Origin of the sequence: Neorhizobium huautlense (genome assembly GCF_002968575.1) — a bacterium.
In the GTDB taxonomy this organism is placed as follows: Bacteria; Pseudomonadota; Alphaproteobacteria; order Rhizobiales; family Rhizobiaceae; genus Neorhizobium; species Neorhizobium huautlense.
This window is the reverse complement of the sequence record NZ_PVBM01000003.1, coordinates 61103-83648: the sequence shown is the minus strand read 5'-3', so window position 1 is coordinate 83648 and position 22546 is coordinate 61103. Positions and strand designations below refer to the sequence as shown.

Genomic DNA, 22546 nt, shown 5'->3' with positions numbered 1-22546 from the left:
CTGTGCCACCATCGTTTTGCGTGGACGGCTAGAAAAACAACTGGTTCCTGCTGAGGAACGAGGATAGCAAGCGAAAATGCATCTTGCGCTCTCACTCAACTCAAACGAAGATCGCGCATAGATAGCATTGAAGAGCTGATTCGCTAAAGGATACGCAATGAACGTTCAGGTCGCTGTCAAGATGAAATCTGGACCGAGCATTATGCTCGCAAGCGGCACCTGGTTCGATCTTCTTGACCCTTGGCACAGCGAATTTACCATCGCGGATATTGCGCAAGGTTTAGCAAACATATGCCGCTATACTGGCCAATGCCGAAGCTTCTATTCGGTCGCAGAGCACTCGCTTCACGTTTGCGACACCACCGACTCCTTCAAGCTTGAGGCATTGATGCACGATGCTGCCGAAGCATTTCTTGGGGACATCACCAGACCACTGAAGCAACTTCTACCAGAGTACAAAGCCATTGAGTCAAATGTCGAAGCTGCAATATTCAGTCGCTTTGGCCTTGATCGAGCTGCAATGGCTGACGTCAAGCTGGCTGATCTGCGTGTACTGGCGGCAGAGCAGTCGCAGCTGATGCCCGATGGTACCGATTACTGGGCGGTACAATCAAATATCCGCCCAGCGCCGGTCACCGTTCAATTTCTGTCTCCTTATGAGGCGCGGGAACGGTTCCTCGCAAAGTTCAACGACCTCATCGCCTGAAAGTTTTCAGTTTGGCTTCGATGCTAATCTAACTGAGCCCTACCGATGCAGCGCTTACGTCAAGGTCCGTCATTGGGCGCTGAACCAGGGCGCCGCCATAGCTCTGCTAACTTTCCATCTGCGAACCGGTGTGCCGATATCATATGGTCCTTGATATCCTGGACGCCATAATGCACCGTCAACTCCACCAGCGCGTTCTCAACGGACCGCGATTTCCTCCGATCCGCGTAGGGATACTCACTAATTGGGAGGAATGTGTTGGCCCCCCGTGGCTGCGGTTTCATAATAGTGGAGCCGCTGTTGATCGGGCTGAGAAGGATCTTGTCTTGATGAGCAGCAACGAGCGATGCGGTGTCAATCGTAAGGATTGTTTGCGGAAATGCACGGTAGGCTTCAGCATCCAGCAATCTCCATAGACGCTTCTTGTGAAGCCAAAAAAACGTCTTTCCATTTAACGTGCGATACCATTGCTCTGGTACAAGCCCGTCCAACAAACATTTCTCCAAAGCACTGTCTGTCATTGGTTTGTTGTCGCGGATAACAGCGTCGGGCAGCCCCTCCTTCGAGATCGTTACGCTTTCCGGGCGCCGCCGTGCTTCGATCGCTATTCGTTGTTGCCCGTTAATTTCATAGCGGTCGAGCAACGCTGTCGCGCTAAGGAGGCCGTGTTCTTGGATGGAAGGAAACGCGCCGTCTTCCGCCATGTGAAACAATCGCGGATAGGTTTTTACAAGAAGCTCAATTTCCATTTTCAGTTCTGCTTCCTCTGCGATCGATCACAATGGCATCCTCACCAAAACCCTTGGTGATCCAAGTAACATCGGTCCCGGTGACACGTTCAAGTTCCTCAACGAATTTCTTCGTTTCGGCTGTGAGCATCGCGTATTCCGTTGCAGACTTATTCGACGCATTAATGTAGTCAGCGAACGTAAGTGCGATATCTGTTGCTCCATTTAGTACCGCTGACCGTCGTACCTGCTCCCAATCAAATTCTCCAATCCGACGTTTCTTACCTGATACGGTACCAACTTCCGTTCCACGGATTTCCGCTTCGGATACGCCACTTCGCTCAGCGATCGTCGCGAAATCTATTTCCCGCATCATGGGACCGGATTTTCCCCCTACGCGGATAGGATATGTGCGCGTCACCATGATCACGCGGCGGACCCTTGCTGGAGCGATACCTGCGTCTGCCAAGCATCCAGAAGCGGTCGTTTCTCTGGACGTGACCCACGGATAATACCCGTGATGGATGCTCAGATCAGTCCCTTGTGTCCCTTCGAGCAAAATTCGATCGCCGCGCAGGTAAGCCTTTTCGAGCTCAATCTTCGTGCACCGGACATATTCCTTGAGTTCGGGCACGTCTCTCGCGAGCCGAACAGGGGAGTCAAAGTAGACCTTGTCGCCACGCCCAAGTATTTTCCTAGCGGTTGCGACGCCCACGCCTTTCTTAGTTGAGCCGATCGCCTCTAGACTCCCCATCTCGGTCTCGATGTCCGTGTCTTCGATGATCACGGCTTGAGGATCAATAGACAGCCGATCTCCCGTAAGTTTGAGATCCCGGACCTCCTTAAGGACCTGCTTGACAGAGAGCGTGGCCCCCGCGCCGATTAAGAGCTTGGCATCCGGGTTGGACAGCGTTCCCGATGGAAGTTGAATGTAGTCATACTTCGGAAAAGAGACCTTATGACCGGCGTTTGGTCCTCCGACCCGCATAAGGATATGATAATCCTTTGCAATATGCGCGCATATATTGCCTTTTCCCTCGCTACCGAACTGCGCACCAACGAGAACGTCGACGAGTCTTTCCGTCGTCTTCGGAAAGAGGTTCAGATCGCTCGCGGCGCGCGCCAGGAGCGAAGCAGCGTCGTTCTTATGCGTATCGAGGATGCAATCAGCCACCGTCGCCAAGTCATCGATGTTCCTTTCTGTTCCGTGAAGGCGAGCATCGTCGTAACTGGAAAACTCCTGCAACTCTGCTGGACGTTCAAGGTAACGTTTCCGAAGGACGCCAATCGGCGCTGTCAGATGAACATGAAAAACTTTTCCGGGTAACTGTTGTCTAAAATGCTGGACTTGATCCAACGTCCGTACCGCATCAATAAGCCAGATCGATCCTTCCAGATCACCTCGAGCGACATCGAGGAACTCATCAAGGACCCATCGGCCGGACGTGCTCTCGTCAAGCTCCAATCCCAGCTTAATAAGCGCTTCCCGGTCGCCTTGTGGGTTGCGCTGTAATAACAACTGCCGCGTGGAAATCCTCCGATCGCCGAAACGCTTTTCGAACTCGTTGACCAGCGCCGATTTGCCCACTGAAATGGGGCCTGAGATCAGGACTACATTGCCCATTGAATTTCCCGCCAATCGATCATTCTATTCTCCAATAAAGGCGATTCGTGCAAAAGTTGAAAGGGTGTGTGCGCTGCAATGCTTGAAAACTAACGTATCTCACGCATGAACGACGCTCCGGCCGTCAATCGCCTTCCGCAAACAACACAGCAATGAGCAATCGTCGCCGGAAGTTGGTGCCAATCTTCAGGTAGCTCAAGGACTTTTCAGGTACGTAACGCCAGAATGTCGGCGATTTACGTGCTCAACTCAAGCAGCGGCGACTCAAGTTCAATTGCTAGCGACGTTGGGACAGGTATTATATGTAGCTGTTGTAAAATCGAAGTATTCGGCAGCGAGGGGGATAAGCTTGCCCATCGAGAGCATCCATACATACCTTGTATATCCCAATAAGGGGGCCGCCGAGCCATCGGCCATCGTCGGAAGCCAAGTGCCGCATGAAGGCGACATGTTTATCCTAATGAGAAACGTGTACGAAAAGGCCGATACCGAATGCAACATCGGCATCGCCTTCAACAAGGGCAACGGCGGCGCTCAAGCCAACGCGCGTCGTGACATGTTGATTGCCTATGCGTCAGCGCCCGGGGTTGATTTGGGCCGTGTGCTTGCCGAGGAACTGGCGACGGTAACGACCCGTCGCTCGGGGCTCGGGCTTCTATTCCTGATCAAGGGCACCGAAGGTGCCGAGCACAAGGTGGTGATATCACGTTTTCGCGCCAACAATGGCGTGGTTGTAAACGAGGCTGCCGACATGTTGACGGTCGAATTCATCGACCGCGTGTTCATGAAAAATGCGCATTCCTACAAAGCTGTCGTCTACAAGCATCAGTCATTCCAAGGTGGTTTCTGGAGTGGCATGGCCGTCGACAAGCAGATTAACAGTCAGGATCTGGAGTCGTCGGACTACTGGGTTAAGGAGTTTCTGCTGTCGGACTTTATGACTAGCCCTGCGTTTGGTACCCGTCGTCTCGCTGTCGCATTGAAGAAGGCGATCAAAACGACGGACGATTTGGAAATCAAGCGCCAGATCACTGCCGCGGCTACCTTGGCCAGTGGGCTTGGTACAGAGACATTGAGCGTTGAGGTTTTCTGTAATCGTTACGGATTTTCCGAGGGCGCCAAGGCCGCCGTGGTGAAGCAGCTCGAACGAGCTGACCTGGCCAATGATAATTTTCAGTTCGATGCCACCGAGTTCACTCGGCAATTGCCTTATCGCACCGTGGAACTGGACAATGGGGCCATGCTCACCGCTGACGCTGCCTCCTTCGATAAGGTCTTCGAACACAAACCCGTCGAGGAAGGAGCCGATAAGATGCGCTTCAGCACAGTCGGCTCAGTGATTAGCGAAAAACTGGAGAAGGGTAGATGACCGTCGAAGCTCAATATCGAGCGCGGTACGAAACCGTACTCTTCCCCATCGCCGATAAGCTCGCCAACTTATTGCAGGACATCTTCGCCGGTCAGCCGCGGATCGATCGCATCTCGACGCGCCCGAAGTCTGTGGAGCGCTTCATGGGCAAAGCCGCTGCTGAGAAAGATGGAAAAGCGAAGTACGAAGATCCGCTTCATCAGATTCAGGATCAAATCGGCGCGCGGATCATCACTTTCTATAAGGACGACGTGCATAGGATTTCGGAGGAAGTTCAGCGCTACTTCCACGCCATCGAATCGAAAGACATGTTGCCAGAGAACGAGTGGGAGTTTGGGTATTTCGGAAATCACCATATCCTTATGCTGCAGCAAGATCTGATCGATCCTAGTTTCGACAAGAACCTCGTGCCCTACTGCTTCGAGTTGCAGATCAAGACTCTCTTTCAGCACGCATGGTCCGAAGCGAACCATGATCTCGGCTACAAGCCCGGGCAGCAGCCACTGGCCAGCGACGAGTTGCGACAGCTTGCCTTCACATCGGCTCAGGCGTGGGGAGCGGATCGGGTGTTCAACGATCTGTTCGTAAAGCGGAGCGCGCAGCATTGAGAACAACTGCTTTAGGCCTGCCCATCGTACTTGTTTAGATGGTCATCCCGCGTTGGCTTCCTGGAGTCAGGCCGGCTCGACCTCGGCCGCTTCCGAATGCTCCTTTAGGGCCTGGGCTTCCTCCAAAGAGATTTTGCTGGCCACATATTCCTCCAGCTCGGCAGCGTGGTTTTCACAGCCCTTCGCCTGCTTGCGAAGAAGTAATATATGGTCAGAGAGTTCTCGCGGCGTGCAAAGGCTTATGGGAACCAGCGCCCTCTCACCGTTTCTGATCACGGGATATGATTTAACCAAACGGGTATGGCTCGGAAACACCATCTGAGGAGAGGCGGGATCGTCGCTCATGCCGATGCGCTTCAGCATTCGCGTCACTACCTTTACCAATTCCTTCTTGGCAAACGCCCTGTAGAAGTCGGCATGAGGGCTTGTCAGAGGCTTGTTCTTAAAAATTTCTTCAACAATCTGGCTCGGCTGTGCAATCTGGCCAGCATCCATCCGCTGTCCGATCAGCTTATGCAGCTCAGACAATAGTGCAGCGTCTTTGGCCATGAGCTTCGTCCTATCAATCTTGAGCAGAGAAAAAGGTACGGCCACGCAGGCGCTTCCGTCCCCGACGGCTCCCAGCGCTCGGGGGGAGCTTGGCTGGAAGCCATGCATTGCCCAGTGATAATCCACGGATTCTAAGGATTGTCAAAGCAGATGTTCTGATTTTGTTCGAAGAAGCGATAAACGCCAGTCGATGGAGCAGGTAATCGCCATTCAAATTCAAAAGTTGAAGTTCGCGAAGACAGATATCTTGCCCACGTTCGCCGTCGCTGCCGGTCCGTTGCGGAAATGATGCTGCCATTCGCGAAATATTGGGTTGATGCCCGCCAAAGCCCCTCTAGCGCTTCATTGCGAGCTGATCCTCGTAAGTGAAAGCCTGCGTCTCCAGAGCTTCCTAGGCGCTGGGATTTGCGGCGTCGGTCCGATCATTATCCAATGTCGTGCACTTTTCCTCACGCTTGGACAATACAGCCAGCCGGCCTTCGTCGCAGCGAACTGCGCATGAAGCCGAAGAAAGAATTCGGAAGGTGGCTGCTACAACGCTGATCGAACGGCCGCGACAAATTTGTTGTATGCGGCCGCGTCCCCTTTCATCATCGATCGAAGCCCGGCATGGATCTCGAGTTGCACACCCGCGCCGGTGCTTCCGCGGTTGCAGATATTCTCCGGTTCCATGCCGCCGTATGCGTCGTCTATCACGACTTTGCTGTTGAAGCCGGCGCCCTGCAGCGCTTCGTGGACACGGCTGCGCAGTGCCTCGTCGCGTCCGCCGATCTGGAGGGATCGGGCGTCCGCATCGAGACCATGAATAGTGACCACTCTCTCGCAAGGCTCGATCAGCGCCACAGCGCGCTCCTCGTCGAAGCGGTGAGATGTGATGTGCAGAACCTTGTTACCGTTTTTCTTGAGACCCCTCAGCGCATAAAAATTGTGGTCATTTCCGGCGATGGAATCTGCGAGTTCGGCTGTGAGAAATTCGATCCCGCCGCCATGTGGCGCGACAATTGCTACCTTGCTGCCCTCGGCGTGGCGCGCGGTTACGCTATAATCGACGTTTTCCCGTTCTTTCCGGCGGAGTTCTTCGAAGCTCCTGTATTCATCCTTGCGCGCCACTGTTTCCTCCCGCTGACGCCACCTTCCGTCCCTTGAGGAAGACCATACCATCAAAAGCACCGAGCTTGGCGCTACCAGCGTCCGCGTAGGGCCGCTTGTTCGTAACCGCATCGCCCGTCCCGAGGTCGGTGATCTTGCCACCCCAGGAGCCGTCACTGAGCGGATACACAACGATGTGGAAGCCATCGGTCTTCAGGTAGGGATTGCCTGACCGCGATTTCTTCCACTTGCGTGTGAGCCATCGCTTCCTGCGGCCGGCGACATTCTTTAGGTCCTGCTCCCGGCGACGCGGATTGATGTAGTCGTCTTCCATCTTCTCGGCGCAAACGCAGCCGACATCGAGCAAGTCTTCATAGTCCTCATGTGCCATGTGGTGGACGTAGCGGATTTCCTCTCTCCCGCACATCTCGCAGCGCCCGTCAGGCGAGCCGAGGTCCGTGACGCCCTCACAAGTCCACCCTTTCTGGGGGACTCCTTTTTGATCCCAAAGCATGCCTCAATCTCGATCGCTCGCGCTGTGCAAGAGAGCGCGGCCGTGTAGGAACATTTCCATCTCCTGTTTCAAGAGTTCGTCGTAACGCGCCGATAGCTGGTCCAAGACTTCAATCATCTTCATCTGGCCGATCGACCAGATGGCCAGACCGCGATCGCCGAACGGGCCGCCGGTTGTCTCCTCGACGATGGCGAGCGCTTCGGCCTCAGCCAACGAGCGGTTCAATTTCGCGCAGAGATAGGCATACGTTGCCGGAAATTTTCCCCTGATCGAGTGCCAACATTCTTCTGAGATCGTCGGTGTTTTAAGCGCGGCTTTGCTGACAAGCCATCCTTCCGCGGCATGGTTGATCAGCTCGGGAAGCGCTTCGGCGATTCGTGCGCCCGCAGCGTGCTGGATGAATATTTTTGCTGGCAACGGATCGCGGCTCGATTGCCATTCGCCCCATGCGAGTTCGACGTCGAGTAACAATGCGTCATTCGCCATTGCCTTCAGCCAACGGGCGGCCGCCGCTTTGTTTCCTCGATCGAGCCAACGCTCGAGGATTGCTTTTCGCGCCTCAACCGAAAGGAAGGGATAGATGGCCGAAAGCACGCTGTCCGTTCGTGGGTCTAGACGGCGGCCCTTTGCCGGCAGCGCGATCAGATCCGCACTCAATTGGTCCAGTTCGTTCGAGTTGCCGCCATCGTTCCCAACGCGGACAAGACGTGTTCGGAGCGCTCGTATGAGTACCTGGTCCGCTTCAAGATAGTGGAGTGTTGCATTGCGCAGCTCCGCCGGGCTGAGGCAAGCCACGTAAGCGTGAAGCAGATTGCGACCGAAATCGTCCCGGATGTGCATCAAGCAAGCTTCAATGCGGCCCAGCTTCTGCCCGAGCGTCTTGCGATGCAAGGCGGGTGTGTTGTCTGTCGCTCTGAATGTCATGGCTCAGTTAGGCCTCTTAGCGTCCTTTTGGCGATCGGCGATGCTCGTAAGCCAGCTCTCCAACTTGATGACCTCGTTTAAAAGGTCCGCATGTGTGACGGTTTCGGGGTTCAGCGTTTCCGCGGTCGCATGAAGTTCCTCTGAGAGACGACCGCGCGCGGCTGTGACCGTTTTCACGTCCGCGTCGTCAAGAACGGCTAGCTTGAACAGGCTCGTTCCCTTGATCGCATTGTCGAACCTGCCAAGCACGGGGAAGATGAAATCGGCAATGCCTTGATCCCACGATTCTCGGAGCTGCTCGATAACACCTTTGGCAAAGATCGTGCGCTTGGCGTCGGCCCAACCATCGAAATGAGGTTTCGCCGCTTTTAGCTCCGAGCGGAGCGACTGGCCCAACTGCCATGCAGACTTGGCTTTCATCGGGAGCTCGGCTTCCACGAAGCCCGGACGATTCTGTTTACGGGCTACCGTTTGGTAGTAAATTGGCATCGCCTTTGACTCCGCTTCCCGGCGTAGTTCAAAAAGGAATGCAAGGTCGTGGGTGAAGACGATGACTTGGCGATGGGCGGATTCTTCCACCAGGCGCGCTGCAACAGCCTTGCGATGAATATGGTCGAGCGAGGACATCGGATCGTCAAACACGATGCTGGAATATTGCTTCGCCGTGACAAGTTCGGCGAGAAACGCCGCAAGCGCTACGCAGCGATGCTCGCCTTCGCTGAAAATCTCGCCGACTGGCTCGTCCGGCTTTTCGACCAGTGTGACCTGAAAATACGAAACGGCCGCCGCATCTTTGATCTTTTTCAGCTCGACCGGCATGCGCGAGAGCTTCAACTTTTCGATCTCGCGGGCAAAGCGGCCGCGAAGCGCGTTGGTCACTATGCGGTCCGATAGGTCCTTGTTCTTGTCGGTGACACCGCGCTTGGCTGTATCCTTGATCGCCTTCCTGATTTCCTGCGCTTCCTTGAGCCGCTGGATCTCTGCCTTGAGGTCTGGCACGAGCGGCGCCAGTCCCTCACGCGCCTTGAGTTCCCGATACTCGTCCAGCAAGGACGTGTATTCGGGGCTACCGTGGTCCACCGCCAGTCGGGCTGACCGTGTTCCTAGCTCAGCCGACGCAGCTACGAGTTCTGCCTCCGGCAGAACCGCCAACTGCAGCGGCGCCGCTGTTTCCCGAAGCAGTGCGCGCAGGCGCCCGGCCGCAATCAATGCACACCTGCGAACAGCCATCGCAAGTTGCGCGTCCCCGAGGTCACCCTCGATGAATCTGCTGAGCTCGAGGATCGTTTTCATGTCGATCTTCGACTTGCCTGCGTCTGTTAGGAACGCGCGATAGCGCCACTCGGCGGCTTCCTCCTCCGCACGCGTGCTACTCTTTACGAAACCCTCAAAAACGTTGCGCCGCTTGATCGCATCATCACCCAGCGGTTGCTGACAAAGCACGCAAAGCTCGTCATGTCCTTCCTCGTCTGGAAAGTGCTTATCGGGATATGCGACTTCATCGGAATATTTCCGGGCAGCTTCCCAGAGCGCGCGCCAAGTCGGTTCACCAATACTTGGCAACGGTGATGCGGCGAATAAGGCATCGGATGCGAGCTGAGCGGCGGAAACGGCTGCGTCGCGATCCTCCCTCAATTTCTCGCGAGCTTGAAAAGCGCCTACGGAAGCCGCTGCCACAAGCCGCGCCAGCTTTGCAGCACCATCGTCGAGGCGAGTCTTGTGGTGGGCAAGGCGCGTTGAGGCACGCTTTGGGTCCTGTGCCAGATCGGTTTCGAGCGTGATCAGACGACGGTTTTCTTCGTCGGATAGATTTGCGAGCAAATCTAGCTGGGCAACATTCGAACGGGCGGAAAGGTCGAGGACGTAAACGCCCGCCGCCGTGTCCCGGTCAAGCTTGGAATTCTTGATTGAAAGCGGCGTTTGGGCGGACAGCTCGGCGAGCTTGGCTTCAAGATTCGCTTTTAGTTTGTCGCAGGCGGCGGCTAGGCCTTCCAAGACCTGCATCGGCTGCGGGATGTAGGCTACAGCGTTGGTCTTCTCGACATGGACGTTTGCACTGCGCGAGTCAAAGATGCTGATCGACGGCAGGTCCGGATTCCCGGACGTATCGGGCGTCCACGCAAAACTCTGCTCGATCGATCCGCGTATATAAGCGAGGTTTGCGGACTGTGGCACTTCCGGGCTGCCTTCAACGTCCCGGAGAATCTTCACCCCGCGGTCGCGCGTCCGGCATGCGTGCTTTAGAATACGGACAAAGCCTGATTTGCCCGAGCCGTTGTCGCCGTAGATGACCGTGAGGCCGCTATTTGCGAATTCGAGCGTCTGGTCGGGGGCGAGAGCGTTTATACCCGTTGGTTTCTCGATACGCAGCAGGGAAATCGGTACGCCCGTGGACTGCTGCGTGGAGACGTGATCGCCAGACAAAACCTCATGCGGAAGCGTCGGGTCGAGGCAGAGTTTTGTCAGCTCCTCCAGGTCGTCGGAGGAAAGCGGTCTGCCGGCAACGAGGCGCCTTAGCGCGTCCCGCTGCCAGACCGGACGATCGAGCGACCACGACAGGATCTCGGCAAATGCGTCGCTCTCGCCGAAGACCTGCCCGAGGTCCGGCGTCGCGGAAATCGTAGCCGCTTCGTCCTTAAGTGCCTGCATTCTCACCCCGCCCCTACTTGGCCTTGAGCGACTTTAAGGAGAGCAAGATAAAGGGCTGGCCGTGATCGATATTCACGCGCAAAGACCTCTCTCCAAACTCTCCCGGAGGTGCGAGGGCGACAAGCAGCCTGCTTTGCAGCGTGTGCTCTTCGCCATCGGGCGGAAGTGTCATGCGCTCGGGAAGGCGGCGGAAGAACGACGTTTCATACACCCAGACATCGTTCCCCTTCAGCGAGACGAGAAGCTGGCGGATACGCCGGCGCAGCGCGATCTCTTCCGCGGGCTCGATATCCTTCAGTATGTCCCTCTTCGCATATGTGAGGCCACCAAGGATTTCGAACAGTTCTTCTGCGTAGGCGCTGGTCTCTTCGGTGAGCGCAATTTCAATTGCCGTGACAAGGTCATGAGAATGCGACGCTTCGCGGTAGAGGCGCGTCTCATCAGATGTGGCGTAGGCATAATCCCAATCGAAGCGCGGAATGACCTGCGGCGGCTCCTCCAAGGTACAGTCCGCAGGCGGGACCGGAGGGAGTGGCGGGACCGTAGACTCTAGCGCCTCCACGCTAGCCGGCCCGCCTTCCGAATAGATGATCTGCTCGCGACGCACGCCAAGCGCTTTCGCCAAGCGATCGACCGTCGTCATGGGAATGGCGGCATTATTATTTTCAATCAAACGGAGCATGCGTTCGCTGACGCCGATTTCCGCCGCCATCTCCTTTTGCGTGCTCAGCCGGTCAAGGCCCCCGCGCAACTCTTTGATCGTCGCTCCTTTAGCGGTGTATTTTTTCATACCTGCCCCTTTCTAGCTGGTGCAGCCTACAACAGAATGGATCAGGGCGTGAGGCAAATGATCGGCAAGCGACCGGCAGCAGGGCGGCAAGAACATGCAACCTGCGGGCGGCGTCCGCTAGCGTAGACGGCAGACTTGGAGCTGCCTGTCAGCGTCCGACCCCAATCAGTCATTCCAGCCAGGCCAAATTCTTGGCTCGCCTAGCGAATCTGTTACAGAGGAAATTTGAAACAACAGGGCCGTTGGTTCTGATCCCTTCAAGGCGCAAAGCGTTGGCAGCTTCTCAGCCACCAGCACGATCGGGTTAGACTTAGGGTATGTCGACTCGTTTTTGAGAGGAGTTGCGCCTTGAGTGCTACCGTCGATCGGTTCGGTCTTAGCTAGGCTCCTCCTAAATGCCAACCGATCATCGGGGTCGTCGCCCTGCTCGCCATGACGAGCAGAGCCGTTGTGAACTACGCCCTTGGTTGTAATTCGGTCGCTAAATACACCTTTAGGACAAGGAGCACCATCACAGGGAAGTGAATTATACTGTTTCGACGGTGCCGAGATTGAGGGAGGCCGGGCATCCGCTGATTTTGCGCAAGCGTTAGGTGGGAGGCTAAATGGGTATTCTGGCAGACATGTTGGTTAGCCTCTCCGGCGAAGCCACCAGGAACTACAACCATTGGTACGTAGGCGAGAGGTCCGGGCCCGTTCCTACGGATACCGGTTATGCCCGGGTCTGGCTCCGTAGCGCGCGTATCACCGACGTCCGACGCTGGACCCGGAAATTCTATCCCACGGTCCACGCCCGCTTCGTTCACGCCGATCCATCGGTCGGGTTGCGGGAGGTGATGTCGGTCAGTTCGCCCAACAAAACCTTCCAGGAACTCGACTCCCGGCATCTGGACCGGTTCATCGTCGTGAACCAGTCGCTGCTTGGGCCAATTCCCTTTCGCGGCGAATTGACCAGTGAAATCGCACTGTTTTCCGTCGTCGGCGACGACCTTGCAAAGCCGTATCTCGATCTTCTCTCGGAAATGTCGGCGTCGGCGATTGGGTCGTCGTTTCCCGCAGTCGAACCTCTCATCGCACCCTTGAAGCGCGGTGCCGAGATGCTCCTACTGGACCAGAGCCGTGCCGAACTGGAAATCGGACTTGCGCGGACGGATACCGAGTTTTCTCCCGGCAACATCGTCGTGGGCCGTACCGAAATGGGCGGGCCGGCAATCAAGGATCTGAAGCTCGACCCGGACGACTTTCGCCTGCTGGACGCCAAAGGCAAGCCGGTCGATTCATTTCCCTATATGGTGATCGGCATGGCGTTCGATTCCGAACGAGCCGATTTCCGCACTCTTCCCGACTTACGCGCCGCCTGGAAAGGTGTTTCGGACGCGGCACAGAAGGGCGAACCGCAAGAGACGGTGATTGACGCATTCCGCGCCCTGATGCGGGTGGTCAATTTTAGCGCCGATCTCATTCGCACCGATCGCCGGCGGATCGTCGGAATTTTCGCCGAAGAACTGCGTCAGGCGGGTTACTCGCTCGATGGCGTTGCCGGGCTGCCGCCACCCCCAACCGTGGGCGGCGCAGGTGCGGCGACGGAGATCGTGAGCGTGCCGCGTCCTCTGCCGGTTACGGAAAGTATTGAGGTGGCCGAGGCGTGGAAGGCGGAGACCGGACGGATCTCGATATCCGAGGCGCGGCGGATGATCATCGATCCGCAGGTGCCGGAGCACGTTGTCCGGCAGATACTGATTCCCGATCAGCAAGCCTCGCGACCTTTTGCGCCAGCTCTTCGCTTCAATCCGGACGTCGTTGCCGTCGGCACAACGGAGTTCGGCACCGAAGGCGCCCAGATGATGAGCTGGGCCAACGAACTTGCCGCCTGGCGACGCAAGAATGCGTTCCTTGCCCGGATCGAGGCAAAGGATCCGCGACCGCTACTGGTTTCGGTGGGCGACAGCTGGTTCCAGTTTCCTATCTTTCTCGACGACGTCATCGACCAGCTCGGATCGGCATACTCCATATGGAGCCTTGATGTCGCCGGGGACACGCTGGAGAACATGATCCTGCGGCAAAAGCGGCATATAGCCGGGCTGAAGCAGTGGAAGGGGAAAGCGAAGGCGCTGCTGGTCTCGGGCAGCGGCAACGATATCGTTGGCGAGGATCCGGACGGCGTCTCGGTGCTCACAAAGATCCTGAAGCCGTTTTGCCGCGGCAAGCCGCCCGAGTGGTATATCAAGACCGGCGAGTTCGAACGGCGGATTGGTGCGCTAGAGGCGTGTTTCTCCAGTTTGTTCGCAGAGGTTGCAGAGGAATTTCCGGATCTTCCTGTAATCTGCCACGGTTACGATCTGGCTATTCCGTCTTATCCCGGCGATCCGCGTCATCCGCTCTGGGCAAGTCAGGATGCCTGGCTCGCCGGCCCCATGTCGAACCGCCTCGGCATCCGCGATCCAAAGCTCCAGCGCGCGATCATCGCCGCCCTGATCAATGAATTGAACGCGATGCAGATCCGCCTGTGCGGCGGTAACGGTCGCGGTCGCCACGCAAACGCGTGGCATGTGGATGTGAGGGGCAAGGTGGGCACGAGGTGGGCCGACGAACTGCATCCTACGGACGACGGCTTTTCAACTGTAGGCAAGCTCTTCAAGACCGTCCTCGACGCGGCTTTGAGCCGCACTGAGGCGCAGGCCATCATTTTCGCTGCCGCCGAAGGGGGCACCGAAGCGTACGCCACGCAGGGCCGTGATGCCGAACTGGAATCGTCTGAGCGGATAGAGGCACGTCTCGAAGTATTGCGCACTGAAGGTGCCAGCCCGGAAAATGCCACCGAAGGAGAGGCCGGGCCGATGCCACCGGTTTCGGCCCGCGCGCTCAACCTGATCGTGGAATACGAGACGGGCGGGCGGCTCTATTACGACCGCGTGATCCGCCGGCTGCCGATATGGCCCAAGGGCGCATCCGGGGTCACCATCGGCTTCGGCTACGATCTCGGATATATCAAACCGGCCGAGTTCGAACGAGATTGGGCAGCCTTGCCGGCCGCGATCCGCAGCCGGCTGGCCAAGGCGCTTGGCCGTCACGGAGGGCGCGACAGCGACGCCGAACTAAAGGCGTTGGTCGCGGCACTCAAGGATATCGAGATACCGTGGGAGATGGCCGAGGCAGTGTTCACCGCTGCCACGGTACCCAAATTCGTCCGTGCCACGGTTCGCGTGCTGGACAATACCCAGACGCTTTCACCCGACTGCTTCGGCAGTTTGGTCTCGCTTTCCTTCAACCGCGGGGCTGCCTACCGCAAGCTGCGTTCCCCTTCCGATCCGCTGGACCGCTATCGCGAGATGCGCGGCATCGGCGCGGCGATGACCGAACGCCGCTTCGGCGACATCCCGGGCCTGATGCGGTTGATGAAGCGCGTCTGGCGCGGAACGGCTGTCGAGGCAGGGCTTGCGCGCCGCCGGGAGGACGAGGCGGTGCTTTTCGAGGCGGGTCTTGCGGCGATGCCAGGTTTTGTCGCCGGCACCTGACCAAATGCAATGCCATTGCAGGGTAACGGAGCAAGGACGGAGGATCCGATGAAACTTGAGTCTGTTAGCAGGCCGGTTGCGAGGCCGGGCCGCGAGATGGATGCACCGCCGCCGAAGCCATCGCAGGTGGTAGAGCGGACCAAAATCACGGCGGCAGCCGCCAATCCGCCGGAGCTTTCAGATCCCGTGCGCCGGCGGATCGTCGTCGGGAAGTCCGCCAAACCGCTGATAGCGCCGGAGAGCACTGGTCTGGAATCCGTGATCGATGCGGATGAAAGGACGCGGATCGTCAATACCACCGAGTCACCCTGGCGCATGGTCTGCGCTCTCGCCATCGATTCCGAATGGGGCACCTTCATCGGTACGGGCTGGTTGGTCACGCCGACTACGGTCATCACCGCCGGTCACTGCGTCTTCGACAAGAGCCAGATGAACGGCTGGGCGCGGTCGATCACCATCACGCCGGGTCGTGAAAGGGAGCGGGCGCCCTACGGCATCGCCAAAGCAACGCGCTTTTCTTCCGTAGACCGCTGGGTTTCGGATCAGGATCCGGATTTCGACCTTGCAGCGATCCATCTCGACAGACCGCTGCTCGACGACCCGGATAGTGTGTTTCGCGTGGGAGCTTTCACGGACGAAGAGCTTGTAGAGCACATGATCAATGTCAGCGGTTATCCGGGTAGTCCTGGCGGTGGTCAGGAACTCTACTGGGCGAAAAACCGTATCCGGGCGGTGTCGCCACGGCGGATTTTCTACGATGTCGATACCTCCGGCGGGCAGAGCGGCGGCCCTGCTTTCATTTTCCGCGAGGGAGAGACACAGCCGATCGTCGTCGGTATCCACGCCTATGGCTTCGGCGGAACACCCGCAAGCATGAACATGCGCGTCAACTCGGCGCCGCGGATTATTCCCGCCGTCGTCGAGCAGATCGAAAAATGGTCCAACACCGCAGACGGTGGCGCAGGTGACATCGGGTAACAGGAAGGTAACGGCATGGATGTGCGACGTATCCTGCACACCGGACGCGTCGTCCACCACAACGGCAGGCCGGCGGCTGGCGCTTTCGTCTGGGTAGCGACAGGCACGGCGCCGACACCGGAAATCGCAGTTGTAAGTGACGAGAAAGGCTATTTCCGGCTGGCGCTACCGCCGGGGCATTTCGAGATCAGGGCCCGCTCCGAGGGAGGGCAGGAAGGCAAAGCAGAGGCAACCGCCGGCGAAGAACCGCTGCACATCGAAATCGAGGTGAGCGCGCCGGATTGAACAGGAGGCGATAATGAGTGGCAGCGACGACATTATTGAAACCGCCAAGAAAACTTATCCGGGCGGAATGACACCCGAATCCGAACTAGCTCACGAAATCGGCCCTGACAAGGATGCGGATCTTCATGGTGATCCCGACGATCCCGAACCTTCGCCGCCGATCACCGAAGCAGGGGTGGCCAACTGGCGGGTCGCTTCGTGCCTCCTGAAGCTTCGCGAACAGGTCAATGCACTTGCGCCCAACCGCAACAAGGCAAGTGACGGCACCATAGGCGACCGGTCTCACCAGAGCAGAGCCTCGGACCACAACCCATGGGTCCTCGATTCCGGTACCGGCGTCGTCACCGCCATGGACATTACCCACCACCCGGTCGGAGGATGCGACGCGGATTTAATCGCGAAGGCGATACGCGACGCCGCCGACAAACGGGTGAAGTACATCATCTGGAACCGGCGGATTGCAAACTCATCACCTGTCGGCGGTGCGCCCGCGTGGGGCTGGCGGCCATACACCGGCAGGAACGGCCACACGCACCACATCCACATCTCGGTCAAGCCGGACAAGACAAACTACGATTCGACGGCGGCGTGGACGCTTCCGACCTCGCTGAATTCCGGACAGGTTTAGAGAAGCGACAGATCAGGGCGGAAGGAAAGGCCACGTATGTCAAGCGGCATAATGGGTAATCCATCGATCATCGGGCCGTATTTTCAGCGCGTCAGCCGATCCGTCTGTGCAATCGTATCCGGACCATGGCACCGGGGTGCTGATCGGTCCGGATCTGATGCTAACGTAACTGATAGGAAAACTATGGAGGGCGCCCAATCGCCTATCGCATTTCCGCTTTAGGCGGCTTTAGGGTGAATGGAAGCAGCTTACAGTCGGAGACTATCATAAGTTTCTGCGCAGCATGATTTAGAATGCCGAGGACGACACGTCTCGAATAACAGCCCTTCGCAGGCTGGCCGAAACGGTCAATCGGCGTGCATTTTATGTCGGAGAATTTTATGGCGCTGCAACCCAGAGAGACAGGTACACTGGTTGATCTACTTGCTGGAACCTTAAGCGAGTACGACCTCCGGACTATCGTTGCCGAGAGTACCGGGGATGATCTCTACGTAGAGTGGGTGGGGACCGGAAATCCCCTTAAGCGGACGATCCGCGAACTTATCGAGGCGATGGAGAAAGAGGGCGTTACGCCCCAGTTTCTCGCCGAAGTGTATAGAAAACGTCCGAGACGAAACGACGTTCGCCAAGGCATCGCGCTCCTTTACCCTGAGATCATTGGACTCGCGGCCCAAATGCCGGCCGACTTTGATCTGCAGATTCAGGGCGTCACGAAAGAACAAACGCAGGGAAGGTTCGCGCCTGGTTTGCAGCGCAATATCAAGGATCATCTCGTTATGCTCAGCATTGGCGGGTGGGCACAGCGGCTGTCAGAGATCCAGCGCCAAGTTTGTGTTGTTGAAATTGCCGGCAGGGCGGCGGGTACCGGCTTTCTAGTTGGGCCAAATGCTGTTCTGACAAACTGGCACGTGGTCGAACACGGGCAGGTAGCCAAGGCCGATATAGTTTGCCGCTTTGACTACGCCGAACACCCCGCGGGCGGTCCCGAAGCGGGAATTCGGGTTGCGGGGCAGGTGGTATGGTATCGCCCATACGCTCCCGCCGAACTTACGTCCACGCCCTACAGCCCGCCACCGCTACCAACCGAGCTCGATTTCGCACTGATCAAACTTGCGAGCGGTATAGGTACTGAAACCATTGGGGGGGTGGAGCGTGGCTCTATTGAACTTCCTCCATCGTCGGCGCCCATAGCGCCTGGCGCTGGCGTTATTATAGTGCAGCATCCTGACGGAGGACCGATGAAGCTGGCAATCGACTCAGATGCCGTGCAGAAGCTTCCACCACCCGGCGACTGGCCGAGAATCCGCTATTCAACGAACACGGCAGCGGGATCGTCAGGCTCGCCATGTTTCACCATGGAATGGGAACTGATCGCCATTCATCATTTTGGTGACCCGGCGTGGAAAGCAGTCTTCAATCAAGGCGTGCCCGCGCATCTGGTTCGGCAAGACATCGTAAGCGCGGGGTACGGCCCCTTACTACGCTGACACGGAGATAACAATGCCGCTTCTGTACGCCGGAGTGACCTTGGAGCCCATCAGTAAAGCGATCGGCAATAGGTTCACTTTCGAAGATTTAGCCGAGGTAATGAGTAACCTGCACGGTGAGGGCTCTATTCACGAAGCCACTACAAAGGAAAGGCCGAGGGAAGTAGTCGCCAAGGAGTGCATCGACTACACGCGCAGGCGCGGCTTGCTTGCCGAGATGTTTCTTATCATTGCTACCCGAACCGACGTGGAGGAAAAACTACGTTTCCAGCTCGCGGACCTGCTTCGACTGGGGTTCAAACAATATGCCGACGTTAGCCTACAAGTGGCGGCAGCGACCAGTTGGCTTCCGCCGCCGCCCGTCTCCTTGCCAGGCGTTTCGCGGCTCGGAACGTTGTTCGGCGAGGTGGCAGACGCTGTCGAACGGCCCTGGGTGATTAAGGACTTGGACAGCGTGGCGCGCAGATTGCTTACCTATTCCCGCAAGTTCGCCCCACTTTTCGATCAGCACGGTGCGGACCAGGATCTCGAGATCGGACAGGTTTTGCTTCACGAGTTCGAGCGCGGGATCGCCGAGGCCGAGATGACATTGAAGCGCATTTCGCGACCTCAACCCGATGGAGCGGAGACGCGTTGGGTAGTCGCTTTGCGCAAAGCTTCGGAAGCCTATCGCGAGGCGATGAGAGCGAGGGAAATTGAAACGGTGCGCGCGTGCCGCGAGGTACTGACCAATTTACTTGAGATGACGGCGTTAGACGATGAGATTCGGGCGAGCGGGCGACGATTGTCATTCGAGCGACTAGCGGTATTGTCACGCGAAGTCTCCAAGGAGCTTGGCGTGCAAGCAACTGTCGATACTTCGGTCGCGCCCGCATTTCTTATATGCGACTTCGCCTTTTCCTATCGCTCGGAGACATATGAACGATGGAAGGACGCCATATCAACTTTGCAGAATGCGGTGGAAGCAGTTCCTACTGAACAGCACCGCAATGATGACGCTTGGCTGGCAACCTTTAACGACAAATGGTCCTCGATCGAGACATTGGTGCGGACGCTTTCCCTCCTCGATGCCAGCGGCGCGATTGCGAAACTTGAAGAGGATCTCGCCGATTCCGTCAATTCCGCTTTCGAAGAAATCATGTTGGAAGAATTGGAGACATCATCGATCAATCTAGTTCATAGCTTGGCGGCCTATGTCGACTTCACGACTGCACGAAAGGTACAGATAGGTCATGAGTTCGACGTCGAACTGGGTAAGCTCTTGGCCTTTCGAGAGTTCGTCCAGCAACTGAAAGTCATTGTAGCCGTCGACCAGGGGCTCCGATCGGGGCAATAGGGGAAACTAATGACTGCCAGGACAACCTCTTCGCATGGCGGCAAGCCGACGGGCCTTAAATCGCTGCAACAAGAATACGCCCAGCTGAGGCAGGCGATGGCATCCGCACAATCCGATCCTCAAAAAATCGAGTCAAACATCCAAACCATTCGCAACTTCAGCGAACGCATCATCGAAGCTGGTTTGGGTTTTGCCGATCTGGGGGAGAGACGGCAAGCCCAGGTTATGCTCAACTATTGCACTGCTCTGCTATTCGCCTTGGCACCAGACGATCCCAATTTAGAAATCCGCCTGATAGAGCCATATGCTGAGAGAGCAGCTGAAGCAGAGGGGGAAGTCGCCCAATTGGCCTCTGATGCCGTTGATGCCGCGCCCCCCCATGAGCCGCTTGGATCGAAAAGTAGCCAAGCGCGCGAGCAAGTTCGCCTCAAAGCTATGGCACGTCAGTGGATTATCTCAGGAGAACACGATGGATACTTACTTAATGGGCCGGCTTTAACGAAAGTAGAGGCGTTTTGGGGGAAGGATTCGGATATCACCGCTTTTATCTCTGCTAGTCGACAAAAAGTAATAACGGATCGCAAGTTTCACAGAATCTATGGAGCTATGGTCGTTACCGTTTTGGGAATCGTTGGGACTGGATGGTGGTGGGGGCCATTGCTAAGCCACCAGTTCTTCGTCTTGCTTACCCGGCAACATGCTGCAGAGATTGTAGAAACGGAGTCCTGTAATGAGAACAGGGATAGAGATCATGCCGTTGTCGAACCAAAAAAGGTATCGGCACTACAGCAGATTTCGACTTGGGAGCTATCAGGGAGATTCACCGGATCGACTATCTGTGACCTCGTGCTTACCGACCAGTCACTCGCCTTTCCTCTTGATTTTAGCGGAGCAACACTTAAACGGCCCTTCCTACAGCGGGTAAAGGGCAAGCAACCAAATGCCCCGGAAAAGGTTGATTTCTCCGATTCAGAAATCGAGGATGGTCGCTTTATTGAAGCTGTGTTGACCGACGCGAAATTCAAAAACTGCGAACTGGTGTCTACTGAAAATCCTTCAAAGGAAAGTCTCCGCTACACGTCATTTGAGGGAGCGTCTCTTGAACGAGCAGATTTTCGCAGTTGCCAGATCAAAGGAGTAAGTTTCGCGAACGCCGATCTCCGTGATGCGGACTTTACGGGCGCCAACATACTCGGTGAGACGGATTTCACGGATGCAAATCTGGCTGGTGCCGTCTTTGCCAATGCAACGATTGAAAAGCCGAATTTCAACGATGCTGATCTAACTCATACGGATTTCAGAGGCAGTAACTTGCGGCTGGTCAATTCCCATGACACCACATGGTGGTTGGCGATTTGGAACGCGCCACTCGATCGGTCGAATTTCGATCGAGAAGACGCCTCAAAAGGCAACCTTTACATTAAAAACCTTATTGAACGTAATGGTAAGGTCGAGCAGGCGAGGACCATTGCACGGACCTATCCCCCTATCCTCAAGGAGCCCGCGCGTTCGACGGGTTTGGCAACAGCGCTCAACGATTGGGCTTGGCATCAGGCCATATACGGACTCGAACTGGAAAGTGCTGCGCAGCTGGCCTTGGAGGCACAGTCCGTAGCCAAAGCAGATACACGCATCAGTGATACGATCGGCTACATCTATCTTCAGCTGGGTAAATTTAAGGAAGCAAAAGAGGCTTACAAGTTCATTGAAGAAAGGATAGCAGCTGGCTCATTAGACTCGGTGGAGCCGAGCTCGCGCTACCGTTACGGCCTTGTACTTGCCGCGCTGGGCATGTGCGCGGAAGCAGAAAAAGTTGTCAAGCAGGAGCCAATCTACGCAGCCACACATGAGCGCGTGCTGGTTCTTCCGCTTACCCCCAACCGTTGCCCCGAAGTAAGCAAAATTCTTAACAAATAGCGTCGATTCGAGAGACGAGTGCAGACAGCAATCGCTCGACCTAGTAGTAATGTACGACTTGCGCCAACGTCCACCTAAAGGTTCCCGCCGCATCCCGTCTGGGGGCTGCATGGCCCAGCGAGAGCCACTACCGGGGCTAAGCCGGCACCGCCGAGCAGCGCCAACACCAACGCTAGTCTGATGCCGAACGCGAAGGCATTTTTCAATATCAACATCATCTCTCGTACCTCCATCTATAACATACTCCAATCATGGCAGTTAGGCAATCTGGACACCGTCCACGACGGTTGCTGCCGCTTACCAGTTAAAAGGGTTCATCCTCAAGGTCTGTGGTTCCGCGGCAGCATTCCCGCCCTCATCAGTTCTGGGCCGGCGCGGGTATTGCAGTTGTTCGATGCTTGCATTTCGGTGTAGTCCTGCGTAATGAAATTACCGAAGTCTTTTCCCCGGTTGACGGAGTTTCGATTGACCTCGTGCCCCTAAGTCGGCTGGTGCGGGAACCACGGTTGTGCCAGCAATTACAGAGGGCTTCAGACATCTTCCGATGAACGGCTTCAACACTAATCCCCGATCCGGCCGCTTCGTCGAATTCTCTGTGGCCGGTGAACGTGTAACAGCGTTCGTGCCTCCGCCATTACAACCCGTGCTCTCGATTGACGTCCTTTCACGGTTGGAGTGGCTGAGCCTGGCCGAACGCGCCTTGGGACGCCTCGACGGAATAACCATGCTGCTGCCGCGGCAAAATTGAACGGCTGCATTCCGGAACAATGATGTTGCGAGGGTGCTTTCGCTCAGCGACAGCATTTGGTTGCGTCCGGCCGTGAACGAGCTACAGTGGGTGTGGCTGATG

18 protein-coding genes and 1 pseudogene are annotated in these 22546 nt (G+C 56.7%); 11 read left to right on the top strand and 8 right to left on the bottom strand.

Annotation, left to right across the window (positions count from 1 at the left end):
• Positions 1–157 precede the first annotated feature (157 nt).
• Positions 158–706 carry a hypothetical protein gene (locus C5L12_RS04380; protein WP_105370806.1) on the top strand — a complete coding sequence of 183 codons (549 nt, stop codon included), beginning with the start codon at positions 158–160 and terminating at the stop codon, positions 704–706.
• Positions 707–765: 59 nt separating this feature from the next.
• Here C5L12_RS04380 and C5L12_RS04375 read toward each other — a convergent pair whose 3' ends face one another.
• Both C5L12_RS04375 and C5L12_RS04370 read right to left on the bottom strand, forming a co-directional pair.
• The gene (locus tag C5L12_RS04375) at positions 766–1455 is read right to left on the bottom strand and encodes a DUF7002 family protein (RefSeq protein WP_105370805.1); all 690 of its coding nucleotides are present in this window, start codon (positions 1453–1455) and stop codon (positions 766–768) included.
• Positions 1445–3058, bottom strand: a complete 1614-nt coding sequence (locus C5L12_RS04370) for an adenylosuccinate synthetase (RefSeq protein WP_105370804.1) — start codon at positions 3056–3058, stop codon at positions 1445–1447. Before C5L12_RS04370 ends, C5L12_RS04375 begins: the two co-directional genes overlap by 11 nt.
• A 349-nt stretch (positions 3059–3407) precedes the next feature.
• Between C5L12_RS04370 and C5L12_RS04365 the strand changes: the two genes are divergently transcribed.
• The gene (locus C5L12_RS04365) at positions 3408–4427 is read left to right on the top strand and encodes a hypothetical protein (protein WP_105370803.1); all 1020 of its coding nucleotides are present in this window, start codon (positions 3408–3410) and stop codon (positions 4425–4427) included.
• A complete protein-coding gene (locus tag C5L12_RS04360) occupies positions 4424–5035 on the top strand; it encodes a GTP pyrophosphokinase (protein ID WP_105370802.1) in 612 nt (203 codons plus the stop codon). The genes C5L12_RS04365 and C5L12_RS04360 overlap by 4 nt, the downstream gene beginning before the upstream one ends.
• Before the next feature lie 66 nt (positions 5036–5101).
• Here the strand turns inward: C5L12_RS04360 and C5L12_RS04355 are convergent, their stop codons facing one another.
• From C5L12_RS04355 to C5L12_RS04325, 6 genes are all read right to left on the bottom strand, one after another.
• Positions 5102–5584 (bottom strand): hypothetical protein, encoded by a 483-nt coding sequence (locus C5L12_RS04355; RefSeq protein WP_157948990.1) that lies wholly within the window; start codon positions 5582–5584, stop codon positions 5102–5104.
• Positions 5585–6115: 531 nt separating this feature from the next.
• Positions 6116–6694, bottom strand: coding sequence for a poly-gamma-glutamate hydrolase family protein (locus C5L12_RS04345; RefSeq protein WP_157948989.1), 579 nt, complete (start codon positions 6692–6694; stop codon positions 6116–6118).
• Positions 6678–7100, bottom strand: coding sequence for a hypothetical protein (locus C5L12_RS04340; RefSeq protein WP_205839305.1), 423 nt, complete (start codon positions 7098–7100; stop codon positions 6678–6680). The genes C5L12_RS04345 and C5L12_RS04340 overlap by 17 nt, the downstream gene beginning before the upstream one ends.
• A gap of 90 nt (positions 7101–7190) precedes the next feature.
• Complete coding sequence (locus C5L12_RS04335) at positions 7191–8078, bottom strand: hypothetical protein (RefSeq protein WP_157948988.1); 888 nt, start codon at positions 8076–8078, stop codon at positions 7191–7193.
• Positions 8079–8114: 36 nt separating this feature from the next.
• Positions 8115–10535 carry an AAA family ATPase gene (locus tag C5L12_RS04330; RefSeq protein ID WP_245422760.1) on the bottom strand — a complete coding sequence of 807 codons (2421 nt, stop codon included), beginning with the start codon at positions 10533–10535 and terminating at the stop codon, positions 8115–8117.
• 238 nt (positions 10536–10773) lie between these two features.
• Positions 10774–11550, bottom strand: a complete 777-nt coding sequence (locus C5L12_RS04325; RefSeq protein ID WP_105370797.1) for a helix-turn-helix transcriptional regulator — start codon at positions 11548–11550, stop codon at positions 10774–10776.
• A gap of 605 nt (positions 11551–12155) precedes the next feature.
• Between C5L12_RS04325 and C5L12_RS04320 the strand changes: the two genes are divergently transcribed.
• The 8 genes and pseudogenes from C5L12_RS04320 to C5L12_RS04285 all read left to right on the top strand — a co-directional run.
• The gene (locus tag C5L12_RS04320; RefSeq protein WP_105370796.1) at positions 12156–15065 is read left to right on the top strand and encodes a lysozyme family protein; all 2910 of its coding nucleotides are present in this window, start codon (positions 12156–12158) and stop codon (positions 15063–15065) included.
• A gap of 48 nt (positions 15066–15113) precedes the next feature.
• Positions 15114–16043, top strand: coding sequence for a trypsin-like serine peptidase (locus C5L12_RS04315; protein WP_157948986.1), 930 nt, complete (start codon positions 15114–15116; stop codon positions 16041–16043).
• Positions 16044–16058: 15 nt separating this feature from the next.
• Positions 16059–16328, top strand: a complete 270-nt coding sequence (locus C5L12_RS04310; protein WP_105370794.1) for a carboxypeptidase-like regulatory domain-containing protein — start codon at positions 16059–16061, stop codon at positions 16326–16328.
• Between the two features lie 13 nt (positions 16329–16341).
• Positions 16342–16956, top strand: coding sequence for a hypothetical protein (locus C5L12_RS04305; protein WP_205839304.1), 615 nt, complete (start codon positions 16342–16344; stop codon positions 16954–16956).
• A 380-nt stretch (positions 16957–17336) separates the two neighbouring features.
• On the top strand, positions 17337–18443 hold the full coding sequence (locus C5L12_RS04300) for a trypsin-like serine peptidase (RefSeq protein WP_170109047.1): 1107 nt from the start codon (positions 17337–17339) through the stop codon (positions 18441–18443).
• Between the two features lie 13 nt (positions 18444–18456).
• On the top strand, positions 18457–19779 hold the full coding sequence (locus C5L12_RS04295; RefSeq protein WP_105370792.1) for a hypothetical protein: 1323 nt from the start codon (positions 18457–18459) through the stop codon (positions 19777–19779).
• 9 nt (positions 19780–19788) lie between these two features.
• Entirely contained in the window at positions 19789–21696 is a 1908-nt protein-coding gene (locus C5L12_RS04290; RefSeq protein ID WP_105370791.1) for a pentapeptide repeat-containing protein, read from the top strand.
• Positions 21697–22240: 544 nt separating this feature from the next.
• A pseudogene (locus C5L12_RS04285) lies at positions 22241–22438 on the top strand (Fic family protein); the annotation flags it as partial.
• Positions 22439–22546 lie beyond the last annotated feature (108 nt).

Excerpts from the sequence above, each read along its gene's own strand:
- C5L12_RS04320 (WP_105370796.1), top strand. The coding sequence starts at position 12,156 with ATGGGTATTCTGGCAGACATGTTGGTTAGCCTCTCCGGCGAAGCCACC.
- C5L12_RS04370 (WP_105370804.1), bottom strand. The coding sequence starts at position 3,058 with ATGGGCAATGTAGTCCTGATCTCAGGCCCCATTTCAGTGGGCAAATCG.
- C5L12_RS04305 (WP_205839304.1), top strand. The coding sequence starts at position 16,342 with ATGAGTGGCAGCGACGACATTATTGAAACCGCCAAGAAAACTTATCCG.
- C5L12_RS04315 (WP_157948986.1), top strand. The coding sequence starts at position 15,114 with ATGAAACTTGAGTCTGTTAGCAGGCCGGTTGCGAGGCCGGGCCGCGAG.
- C5L12_RS04355 (WP_157948990.1), bottom strand. The coding sequence starts at position 5,584 with ATGGCCAAAGACGCTGCACTATTGTCTGAGCTGCATAAGCTGATCGGA.
- C5L12_RS04380 (WP_105370806.1), top strand. The coding sequence starts at position 158 with ATGAACGTTCAGGTCGCTGTCAAGATGAAATCTGGACCGAGCATTATG.
- C5L12_RS04300 (WP_170109047.1), top strand. The coding sequence starts at position 17,337 with ATGGCGCTGCAACCCAGAGAGACAGGTACACTGGTTGATCTACTTGCT.
- C5L12_RS04360 (WP_105370802.1), top strand. The coding sequence starts at position 4,424 with ATGACCGTCGAAGCTCAATATCGAGCGCGGTACGAAACCGTACTCTTC.
- C5L12_RS04375 (WP_105370805.1), bottom strand. The coding sequence starts at position 1,455 with ATGGAAATTGAGCTTCTTGTAAAAACCTATCCGCGATTGTTTCACATG.
- C5L12_RS04295 (WP_105370792.1), top strand. The coding sequence starts at position 18,457 with ATGCCGCTTCTGTACGCCGGAGTGACCTTGGAGCCCATCAGTAAAGCG.
- C5L12_RS04290 (WP_105370791.1), top strand. The coding sequence starts at position 19,789 with ATGACTGCCAGGACAACCTCTTCGCATGGCGGCAAGCCGACGGGCCTT.
- C5L12_RS04325 (WP_105370797.1), bottom strand. The coding sequence starts at position 11,550 with ATGAAAAAATACACCGCTAAAGGAGCGACGATCAAAGAGTTGCGCGGG.
- C5L12_RS04310 (WP_105370794.1), top strand. The coding sequence starts at position 16,059 with ATGGATGTGCGACGTATCCTGCACACCGGACGCGTCGTCCACCACAAC.
- C5L12_RS04340 (WP_205839305.1), bottom strand. The coding sequence starts at position 7,100 with ATGTGCGGGAGAGAGGAAATCCGCTACGTCCACCACATGGCACATGAG.